The organism is Paenibacillus mesotrionivorans (genome assembly GCF_046098205.1).
Lineage (GTDB): Bacteria > Bacillota > Bacilli > Paenibacillales > NBRC-103111 > Paenibacillus_AR > Paenibacillus_AR mesotrionivorans.
Genome location: NZ_JBJURJ010000038.1, coordinates 1 through 747, shown reverse-complemented (window position 1 = coordinate 747; position 747 = coordinate 1). Strand labels below are relative to the sequence as shown.

Sequence of the window (747 nt, the reverse complement as noted above, 5' to 3'; positions counted from 1 at the left end):
CGCCAGCTTGCCGTCATTATCTGCCGTAACGGCTTCCCCGTTTACGGTATATCCGGCACCTGCTGTCAGTCCCGTCACCTGCTCTGCGCTATAGTCGATTCCCGCTTGCGGAGTAGCTTCCTTCACTAATGTATAGGCGTTAACTGTTACACTTTGCTCGGCCGACGCGAAGGTAGTCGCGGTTGCTTTTACCCGCACGTAGTACGTGTCCGGGGCCAACCCCGTCACTTCGCTGCCGGTTACCTCCAACCAGGCACCCGCTGCGCCCTTCTTGTATTCCATCCCGGTGCTCAACCCGGTCAATGTTCCATTGGCGGCATGCAACGCCGTTTCATCGGTCTTGCCCACGCTGTTTGGCGCTGTCTCACGGGCAGGCACGTCCAGCGTTTGCGCTGCGCTGTCCTCCGTTGTGGTTCCATTGCCTGGCTTCACGATACTTAGCGTGGTGCCCAGCCAATTGCTGTCAATCGCCAGCTTGCCGTCGACATTTGCCGTAACGGCTTCCCCGTTTACGGTATATCCGGCACCTGCTGTCAGTCCCGTCAGCTGCTCTGCGCTATAGTCGATTCCCGCTTGCGGAGTAGCTTCCTTCACTAATGTATAGGCGTTAACTGTTACACTTTGCTCGGCCGACGCGAAGGTAGTCGCGGTTGCTTTTACCCGCACGTAGTACGTGTCCGGGGCAAGTCCGGTCACGCTGCTGCCGGTTACCTCCGACCAGGCGCCTGCTGCGCCCTTCTTGTATTC

The 747-nt window shown here is 58.4% G+C and carries 1 protein-coding gene; it reads right to left on the bottom strand.

The features are described 5' to 3' along the window. A partial coding sequence (locus ACI1P1_RS29695; protein ID WP_416220223.1) for a hypothetical protein occupies positions 1–747 on the bottom strand: 747 nt, incomplete at both ends.